At 72.0% G+C, this 8,198-nt stretch carries 9 protein-coding genes; 2 read left to right on the top strand and 7 right to left on the bottom strand.

The window, feature by feature from the left end:
- Positions 1 to 378: 378 nt before the first annotated feature.
- Complete coding sequence (locus ABZ923_RS27410; protein ID WP_361476472.1) at positions 379 to 873, top strand: DUF3145 domain-containing protein; 495 nt, start codon at positions 379 to 381, stop codon at positions 871 to 873.
- Positions 874 to 1,002: 129 nt separating this feature from the next.
- On the opposite strand, the gene fabF is transcribed toward ABZ923_RS27410, so the two are convergent.
- The 5 genes from fabF to fasR form a co-directional block, all read right to left on the bottom strand.
- Positions 1,003 to 2,265: a beta-ketoacyl-ACP synthase II gene (fabF, locus tag ABZ923_RS27405; protein WP_361476470.1), complete on the bottom strand. Its 1,263-nt coding sequence runs from the start codon at positions 2,263 to 2,265 to the stop codon at positions 1,003 to 1,005.
- A 107-nt stretch (positions 2,266 to 2,372) separates the two neighbouring features.
- On the bottom strand, positions 2,373 to 2,621 hold the full coding sequence (locus tag ABZ923_RS27400) for an acyl carrier protein (RefSeq protein ID WP_030341284.1): 249 nt from the start codon (positions 2,619 to 2,621) through the stop codon (positions 2,373 to 2,375).
- A gap of 81 nt (positions 2,622 to 2,702) precedes the next feature.
- Positions 2,703 to 3,734 (bottom strand): ketoacyl-ACP synthase III, encoded by a 1,032-nt coding sequence (locus tag ABZ923_RS27395; protein WP_361476468.1) that lies wholly within the window; start codon positions 3,732 to 3,734, stop codon positions 2,703 to 2,705.
- Positions 3,735 to 3,744: 10 nt separating this feature from the next.
- Positions 3,745 to 4,671 (bottom strand): ACP S-malonyltransferase, encoded by a 927-nt coding sequence (locus tag ABZ923_RS27390; RefSeq protein ID WP_361476466.1) that lies wholly within the window; start codon positions 4,669 to 4,671, stop codon positions 3,745 to 3,747.
- Between the two features lie 89 nt (positions 4,672 to 4,760).
- The gene (gene fasR, locus ABZ923_RS27385) at positions 4,761 to 5,966 is read right to left on the bottom strand and encodes a fatty acid biosynthesis transcriptional regulator FasR (protein WP_361476464.1); all 1,206 of its coding nucleotides are present in this window, start codon (positions 5,964 to 5,966) and stop codon (positions 4,761 to 4,763) included.
- A gap of 177 nt (positions 5,967 to 6,143) precedes the next feature.
- On the opposite strand from fasR, the gene ABZ923_RS27380 reads away from it, so the two are divergent.
- Complete coding sequence (locus ABZ923_RS27380; protein ID WP_361476480.1) at positions 6,144 to 6,797, top strand: pirin family protein; 654 nt, start codon at positions 6,144 to 6,146, stop codon at positions 6,795 to 6,797.
- Here the strand turns inward: ABZ923_RS27380 and ABZ923_RS27375 are convergent.
- The gene (locus ABZ923_RS27375) at positions 6,794 to 7,615 is read right to left on the bottom strand and encodes a serine hydrolase domain-containing protein (protein WP_361476463.1); all 822 of its coding nucleotides are present in this window, start codon (positions 7,613 to 7,615) and stop codon (positions 6,794 to 6,796) included. The two genes, ABZ923_RS27380 and ABZ923_RS27375, sit on opposite strands and share 4 nt — an antisense overlap.
- A 19-nt stretch (positions 7,616 to 7,634) precedes the next feature.
- Positions 7,635 to 8,111: a GNAT family N-acetyltransferase gene (locus tag ABZ923_RS27370; RefSeq protein WP_361476461.1), complete on the bottom strand. Its 477-nt coding sequence runs from the start codon at positions 8,109 to 8,111 to the stop codon at positions 7,635 to 7,637.
- Positions 8,112 to 8,198 lie beyond the last annotated feature (87 nt).

Genomic DNA, 8,198 nt, shown 5'->3' with positions numbered 1-8,198 from the left:
GGGCGGCTTGGTGCGCTTCGGGGCCGGCACGTGCCCCGCGCCCCGGCACAGCCGGCGGCGCCCAGCACCACGGCCGCCACGACGGCGAGGCCGGCCCGCACACGGTGGGTTCGCTTCCGCATCCCTGCTGTTCCCCTCGCTCGACGGTCGGCACTTCCCTCCCATAACAACGTGCCGGGGTTCCCGGCCCCGCCTCCGGGAACGGCGCACCCCCGTACAAGCGTCCCCCTGGGTGAATGGCGGCGGTTTCCTGGCACCGGGACCGACGGTACGTCACACTCCTTGCGCCGCCGCAGGGTAGCCTCGCCATCAACGCGGCCGTCGCGCCACTGCCGCCCAGCCAGTCCGCAAGATGTCCCGCTCTGCCCGGAGGTTCCGGTGACGACACGTGGAGTTCTGTACGTGCACTCCGCGCCGCGCGCGCTGTGCCCGCACGTCGAGTGGGCCGTCGCGGGGGTGCTCGGCACGCGCGTCAACCTCGACTGGATCCGGCAGCCCGCGGCCCCGGGCACCTGGCGCTCGGAGTTCTCCTGGCAGGGCGAGGCCGGCACGGCCTCCAAACTCGCCTCCGCGCTGCGCGGCTGGCACCTGCTGCGCTTCGAGGTCACCGCCGAGCCCTGCCCCACCGCCGAGGGCGAGCGCTACAGCTGCACCCCCGACCTCGGCATCTTCCACGCCGTCACCGGCATCCACGGTGACATCCTGATCCCCGAGGACCGCCTGCGCGCGGCCCTGCTGCGCAGCCAGCGCGGGGAGACGGATCTGGAAGCGGAGCTGTCCAAGCTCCTCGGAAAGCCGTGGGACGACGAGCTCGAACCCTTCAGGTACGCGGGCGAGGGCGCACCGGTGCGTTGGCTGCACCAGGTGGTGTAGCCGGCCCGAGGGGCGCGGGAACCGCGCGACCGGCCACGACGCAGCCGCAACCGGCGACGAACCCGCACCGCATACGGCGAACGGCCCGGCCTCCACCACGGGAGGCCGGGCCGTTCGACGTCACGGGACTCAGATCGTCCGGAACGCCAGCACCACGTTGTGCCCGCCGAAGCCGAACGAGTCGTTCAGCGCGGCGATACGGCCCTCGGGGAGAGCCCGCGCCTCACCGACGACGACGTCCGCGTTGACCTCGGGGTCGAGGTTCTCCACGTTGATCGTCGGCGGCGCCGTACGGTTCACCAGCGCCAGGATCGACGCGACGGTCTCCACACCACCGGCACCGCCCAGCAGGTGACCGGTCATCGACTTCGTCGCGGAGATCGCCATGTGGTCGACGTCGTCGCCGAACACCTTGCGCAGCGCCTTGATCTCGGCGACGTCACCCTGCGGCGTGGACGTGGCGTGCGCGTTCACGTGCACGACCTCGGCCGGCTTCAGGTCGGTGTTGTCCAGCAGGTTCTGCAGCGCGTGCGCGATGCCGTTGCCGGACGGCTCGGGCTGCGTGATGTGGTGGGCGTCGGCGGAGATGCCCTGACCGACCGCCTCCACGTAGATCCGGGCGCCGCGGGCCTTCGCGTGCTCCTCGGACTCCAGGACGATCACACCGGCGCCCTCGCCGAGCACGAAACCGTCCCGGCCGGCGTCGTAGGGACGCGAGGCGCCCTGCGGGTCGTCGTTGTTCTTGGACATCGCCATCATGTTGCCGAACGCGGCGATCGGCAGCGGGTGGATGGCGGCCTCGGTGCCACCGGCCACGACCACGTCCGCACGCCCGGTGCGGATCATCTCGATCGCGTACCCGATGGCCTCCGCGCCCGAGGCGCAGGCCGAGACCGGGGTGTGCACACCGGCGCGCGCACCCAGCTCGATCCCGACGTTGGCCGCCGGGGAGTTGGGCATCAGCATCGGCACGGTGTGCGGGGAGACGCGGCGGACGCCCTTCTCCCGCAGCACGTCGTACTGGTCCAGCAGGGTCGTCACGCCGCCGATGCCGGAGGCGATGACGGCACCGAGACGGTCGGGGTTCACGGACGCGTCCTCACCGGCCTTGGCGGTGAAACCGGCGTCCTTCCAGGCCTCCTGAGCGGCGATCAGCGCGAACTGCGCGGACCGGTCCAGCTTGCGGGCCTGCGGGCGGGGGATGATCTCGCCCGGCTCGACGGCGATCTGCGCGGCGATACGGACCGGCAGCTGGGCCGCCCACTCCTGCTCCAGGGGGCCGACGCCGGACGTGCCGGCGAGGAGGGCCTCCCAGGTCGAGGCTGCGTCGCCACCCAGCGGTGTGGTTGCGCCGATACCGGTGACGACCACGGTGCGATTGGTCGGGCTCACGGGAATTCTTTCTCCAACGGATACGGGAGGACTACCCCCGCGTCAGCGGGGATTACGGCGCCACCGCCGGGTGGCGGGGCCTTGCAGCCTGTGGCCTAGGGGGTGGCTCAGGCCTGGTGCTTGAGGATGTAGTCGGTCGCGTCGCCGACGGTCTTGAGGTTCTTGACGTCCTCGTCCGGGATCTTCACGTCGAAGCGCTCCTCGGCGGCGACGACGACCTCGACCATGGACAGCGAGTCGACGTCCAGGTCGTCGGTGAAGGACTTGTCCAGCTGGACGTCCTCAACCGGGATGCCGGCGATCTCGTTCACGATTTCGGCGAGACCGGCGACGATCTCTTCCTGAGTGGCGGCCATGTCAGGCGCTCCTTCTTAGATATTCCAGACGGTTTGTGGCAGTTGTCCCCCTGCCGGACCGCATGATCCGGCACGGAGTGCCTAGGGGAGGGTAACGACCGTGGCGGCGTAGACGAGACCCGCCCCGAATCCGATGACGAGCGCGGTGTCGCCGCTCTTCGCCTCCCCGGTCGCCAGGAGCCGCTCCATCGCGAGCGGGATCGAGGCGGCCGAGGTGTTGCCGGTGGTGCGGATGTCACGGGCGACCGTGACGTGCTCCGGCAGCTTCAGTGTCTTCACCATCGAGTCGATGATCCGCACATTGGCCTGGTGCGGGATGAAGACGTCCAGGTCGTCCGCGGTGATTCCGGCCGCGTCCAGCGCCTGCTGGGCGACCTTCGCCATCTCGAACACGGCCCAGCGGAACACCGCCTGGCCCTCCTGCGTGATCGCAGGGAACTTGATGTTGCCCTGGCTGTCCACGGGCAGCTGGGAGACGTCGCCGATGGCGAACCGGTCCCAGGAGACGGTCTGCTTGATGGTCTCGGACTTGTCGCCCTCCGAGCCCCACACGGTCGGGCCGATCGCCGGCTCGTTCGAGGGGCCGACCACGACCGCGCCGGCGCCGTCACCGAACAGGAACGCGGTCGCCCGGTCCTCCAGGTCGGTCAGGTCGCTCAGCCGCTCCACGCCGATCACGAGCACGTGCTCGGCGGAACCTTCCACCACCATGCCCTTGGCGAGCGTCAGGCCGTAGCCGAAGCCCGCGCAGCCGGCCGAGATGTCGAAGGCGGCGGCCTTGTCCGTGCCCAGCTTGTCGGCGATCTCCGTGGCGACGGCCGGGGTCTGGCTGAAGTGCGAGACGGTCGAGACGACCACCGCGCCGATCTGCTCGGCGTCGATGCCGGCGTCCGCGATCGCCTTCCCGGAGGCCTCGATCGCCATCGCGGCCACGGTCTCCTCGGGACCGGCCCAGTGCCGGGTCTCGATACCGGAACGCGAGCGGATCCACTCGTCGGAGGAGTCGATCTTCTCCAGGATCACCTCGTTGGGCACCACCCGGGTCGGCCGGTAGCCGCCGACGCCGAGGATGCGCGCATACGGGGCGCCCTTGCTGGGCTTGATCTTCGCCATGTACGGCTCCTTAGGCGCCGGTGTGCTCTGCGAGGAGAGCGCGGGCCGCGTCGAGGTCGTCGGGGGTCTTCAGCGCCAGCGTCTTCACGCCGGGCAGGGCGCGCTTGGCCAGGCCGGTCAGCGTGCCACCCGGGCACACCTCGACGAGCGCGGTGACGCCCAGCTCCTTGAACGTCTCCATGCACAGGTCCCAGCGCACCGGGTTGGCGACCTGGCCGACCAGCCGCTGGAGCACCTCGGCTCCGGACGCGACGGTCCGGCCGTCCTTGTTGGAGACGTAGGGCACCTTCGGGTCGGCCGGCGACAGCTTCGCCGCGGCCTCGGCCAGGGTGTCCACCGCGGGCGCCATGTGGCCGGTGTGGAAGGCGCCGGCCACCTTCAGCGCGACGACCTTGCGGACGCCCTCGGGCTTGTCCTCGGCCAGCGCGGCCAGCTGCTCCAGCGTGCCGGCGGCGACGATCTGGCCCGCGCCGTTGATGTTCGCCGGGGTCAGGCCCAGCTTCTCCAGGTGCGGGAGGGTCACCTCGGGGTCCCCGCCGAGCAGCGCCGCCATGCCGGTCTCGGTGACCGCGGCGGCGTCGGCCATCGCCAGACCCCGGGTGCGGACGAGACCGAGGGCGGCCGTGTCGTCCAGGACACCCGCGAAGGCGGCGGCGGTGATCTCACCCACACTGTGACCCGCGACCGCGCCGGGAGCGATCTCGGACATGTCACCGAGTGCCGCGGCGGACAGGATGCCGGCGGCCACGAGCAGCGGCTGGGCCACCGCGGTGTCACGGATGGCGTCGGCATCGGCCTGGGTGCCGTAGTGGACGAGGTCCAGTCCGATGGCGTCCGACCAGGCGGCGACGCGGTCCGCGGCACCGGGCAGTTCGAGCCAGGGGGTCAGGAAGCCGGGCGTCTGAGCGCCCTGGCCGGGAGCGACGAGTACGAGCACTCTCACACTCTCTCTTGGGGACGGGCACGGCCGCCCGTGAGGACAGGGACGAAGAACACGAAGGGCTTTTGTGGGCCTCCGACAAAACCCTATGTCTGGGGTTCACCATCGGCCAGACGCCCCAGGATGAGCGCGATCCGTAGTGTGAACGCGGATCGTACATCCGAGGGCGACCATCCGGTGACATCAGTCACACGTCGGAGCCGGTAGCGCACGGTGTTCGGGTGAACGAAGAGCATCCTCGCCGCGCCTTCCAGGCTGCTCGCCTGCTCCAGGTAGACACTCAGGGTTTCCAGGAGCGCGGAGCCGGCCTCCTCCAGCGGTCTGTAGATCTCCTCCACCAGCTGCTCGCGGGCGCTCGGATCACCCGCGATCGCCCGCTCCGGCAGCAGATCGTCCGCGAGCACCGGCCGCGGCGCGTCCTGCCAGGCGGAACAGGCCTTCAGCCCCGCGGCGGCGGCCTGCGCGGACCGGGTGGCGGCGAGCAGATCGGGTACGACCGGACCCGCGACCACCGGTCCGGCGGCGTACGGGCCGATCAGCGACTTCGCGACGGCGAGCGGGTTGGGGCTGCCGCCGGCGATGACCACCAGCCGGTCCCCGAGCACCCCCGTGAGCACCTGCAGCTTGGCGTGGCGCGCGGCCCGCCGGATCGCCTCGACCGTCAGCTCGCTGTCCCCGTCGGGCGCGGTCCCGAGCACCACGCACACGTGCTCGGGGGAGTTCCAGCCCAGCGCGGCGGCCCGGCTGACCGCGCCCTCGTCCGCCTCTCCGCTCAGCACGGCGTTCACCACCAGGGACTCCAGGCGCGCGTCCCAGGCACCGCGTGCCTCGGCGGCCTGGGCGTACACCTGGGCGGTGGCGAAGGCGATCTCCCGGGCGTACACCAGCAGCGCCTCGCGCAGCACGCTCTCGTCACCGGGCGCGGCCACCTCGTCGATGGCGCTCTCCATGACCTCGATGGTGGTCCGCACCATCTCCACGGTCTGCCGCAGCGTGATGGCCCGGGTCAGCTCACGCGGCGCGGTCCCGAAGACGTCCGTGGAGATCGCCTGGGGCGCGTCCGGGCGCCGGAACCACTCGGTGAAGGCCGCGATGCCCGCCTGGGCGACGAGACCGATCCAGGAACGGTTCTCCGGGGGCATGGCCCGGTACCACGGCAGGGACTCGTCCATGCGCGCGATCGCCTGCGCGGCGAGACGCCCCGAGGACTTCTCCAGTCGCCTCAGTGTCGCGGCGTGCGGGTGGACGTCGTGGGCTGCGGGGTCACCGTTGTGGGATTCGGGTTCGGGCACGGGGACAAGACTGCCTTATCGGGCCGGACCCGTGCGCCGCCGGGTCTGTGCTTGACGGCTCGGTCGCCTCCGGGGGGCGCCTCCCTCGCGGCCGGCGCGTGGGGACAGTGGGCGTTGGTGGGCCCTTGCCCGCTTCTTCGGATCCTGTGTGCCGGGCGGGCTACCGTGGTGGCCGTGATGGACGTTCGGCGCGCCGGTGAGCGCTACCGCGGAGGGGATCCGGAGGCCGGGATCGAGACCCGGCACGCCTTCTCCTTCGGCCCGCACTACGACCCGGACAATCTCCGCTTCGGCGCGGTGATCGCCTGTAACGAGGAGCGGCTCGCCCCCGGCTCCGGTTTCGACGAACACCCGCACAGCCACACCGAGATCGTCACGTGGGTGGTCGAGGGCGAGCTGACCCACCGCGATTCCACGGGCCACGAGACCCGGGTCCGGCCCGGGGACGTGCAGCACCTGAGCGCGGCGGCGGGCGTGCGGCACGTGGAACGCAACGACGGGGACGTGCCGCTGACCTTCGTCCAGATGTGGTTGACGCCACGCGAGCCCGGCGGCGACCCCTCGTACGACCTCGTCCCGGGCATCGCCGACTCCACGCCGTACGCGGTGCCGGCGGCCGGCGCGATGCTCCACGTACGGCGCCTGGACCCCGGTGAGCGGACGGCGATCCCGGACGCGGCGTACGTGTACGTGCACGTCGTGCGGGGCGGGGTCCGGCTGGCGGGGGAGGAGCTGCACCCCGGGGACGCGGCGCGGATCACCGGGGCGCAGGGCCTGGAGGCGGTGGCGGCGGCCCCGGCGGAGCTGCTGCTGTGGGAGATGGCCGCCTAGCCGCGCAGTTCCGCGAGTACCGCGTCCGTGAGGACCGGCCACGCCTCGACCGCCCAGGGCCCGAACGCCCGGTCCGTAAGGGCGACGCCCGCCACGCCGGCATCGGGGTCGATCCACAGGAACGTACCGGACTGCCCGAAATGCCCGAACGTCCGGGGCGACGACGAACTCCCCGTCCAGTGCGGGGACTTCCCGTCGCGGATCTCGAAGCCCAGCCCCCAGTCGTTCGGGTTCTGGTGCCCGTACCCCGGCAGCACCCCCTTCGTCCCCGGGTACTGCACCGTCATCGCCGCCGCCACCGTCCGCGCGTCCAGCAGCCGCGGCGCCTGCACCTCGCCCGCGAACCGCAGCAGGTCCGCCACCGTCGACACCCCGTCCTTCGCCGGCGACCCCTCCAGCGACGTCGACGCCATGCCCAGCGGCTCCAGCACCCCCTGCCGCAGGTACTCCGCGAACGGAATGTCCGTCGCCTTGGCGATGTGGTCCCCGAGCTGCTCGAACCCGGCGTTCGAGTACAGCCGCCGCTCGCCGGGCGCGGCCGTCACCCGGTGCTCGTCGAAGGCCAGCCCGGAGGTGTGCGCGAGCAGGTGCCGCACCGTCGACCCGGGCGGGCCGGCCGGCTCGTCCAGCTCGATCGCCCCCTCCTCGTACGCGACGAGCGCCGCGTAGGCCGCCAGCGGCTTGGTGACGGAGGCCAGCGGAAAGCGGTGCCCGACGGGACCGTGCGTCCCGAGGACGGTCCCGTCGGCTCGTACGACACCCGCCGCGGCGGTGGGGACGGGCCAGTTCTCGATCAGCGCCAGGCTCTGCAACGACATGCGTCCGAGCCTATGCGGCTCACAACAGCAGCCGCATCGACGGGTCCGGATCCCGCGTGAAGCCGAGGGAGGCGTACAGCGGCTCGGCCTCCGGCGAGGCGTTGAGCAGCACGTGACCGGCACCCCGCGCGCGGAACCAGGCCAGCAGCTCCTCCATGCACGCGCGCGCGTGGCCGCGCCGGCGGGCGTCCGGGGCGGTCGCCACGCTGAAGACGTGCCCGACCCGCCCGTGCGGATTCCCGGCCTTGCCGATGCGGTACTCCACCGTCCCCGCCGCCAGCGCGGCCAGCACCCCCGGCCGGCCGGGGTGCTCCACGACGAACGCGGCGAAGTCGCCGTCCTCCTCCGCGAGCCGCCCCCGCAGCGTCGGCAGCGACTCGGCGTGCCACTCGGTCGGCCCGGCACCCCCCGTGCTCCACAAGGAATCGATCATCACCTGGCGCAGTCGCAGCACTTCGGCGGCGTCCCCGGGTCCGGCCCGGCGTGCAAGACTCATGGCCGCACGCTAGACGGCCGCCCCGGGCCGCGTCGTGCCGATTTCTTACCGAAGCCGCTTGCTTGGAGTGCACTCCAAGGCCATAGC

This window comes from Streptomyces sp. NPDC046881, from assembly GCF_040645015.1.
Taxonomy (GTDB): Bacteria; Actinomycetota; Actinomycetes; order Streptomycetales; family Streptomycetaceae; genus Streptomyces.
The sequence above is the reverse complement of the archived record's forward strand: the minus strand, read 5'-3'. Positions and strand labels throughout refer to the sequence as shown.

Coding starts and splice junctions, on each gene's coding strand:
- ABZ923_RS27375 (WP_361476463.1), bottom strand. CDS start 7,615: ATGTCGTTGCAGAGCCTGGCGCTGATCGAGAACTGGCCCGTCCCCACC.
- ABZ923_RS27370 (WP_361476461.1), bottom strand. CDS start 8,111: ATGAGTCTTGCACGCCGGGCCGGACCCGGGGACGCCGCCGAAGTGCTG.
- ABZ923_RS27380 (WP_361476480.1), top strand. CDS start 6,144: ATGGACGTTCGGCGCGCCGGTGAGCGCTACCGCGGAGGGGATCCGGAG.
- ABZ923_RS27395 (WP_361476468.1), bottom strand. CDS start 3,734: ATGGCGAAGATCAAGCCCAGCAAGGGCGCCCCGTATGCGCGCATCCTC.
- ABZ923_RS27400 (WP_030341284.1), bottom strand. CDS start 2,621: ATGGCCGCCACTCAGGAAGAGATCGTCGCCGGTCTCGCCGAAATCGTG.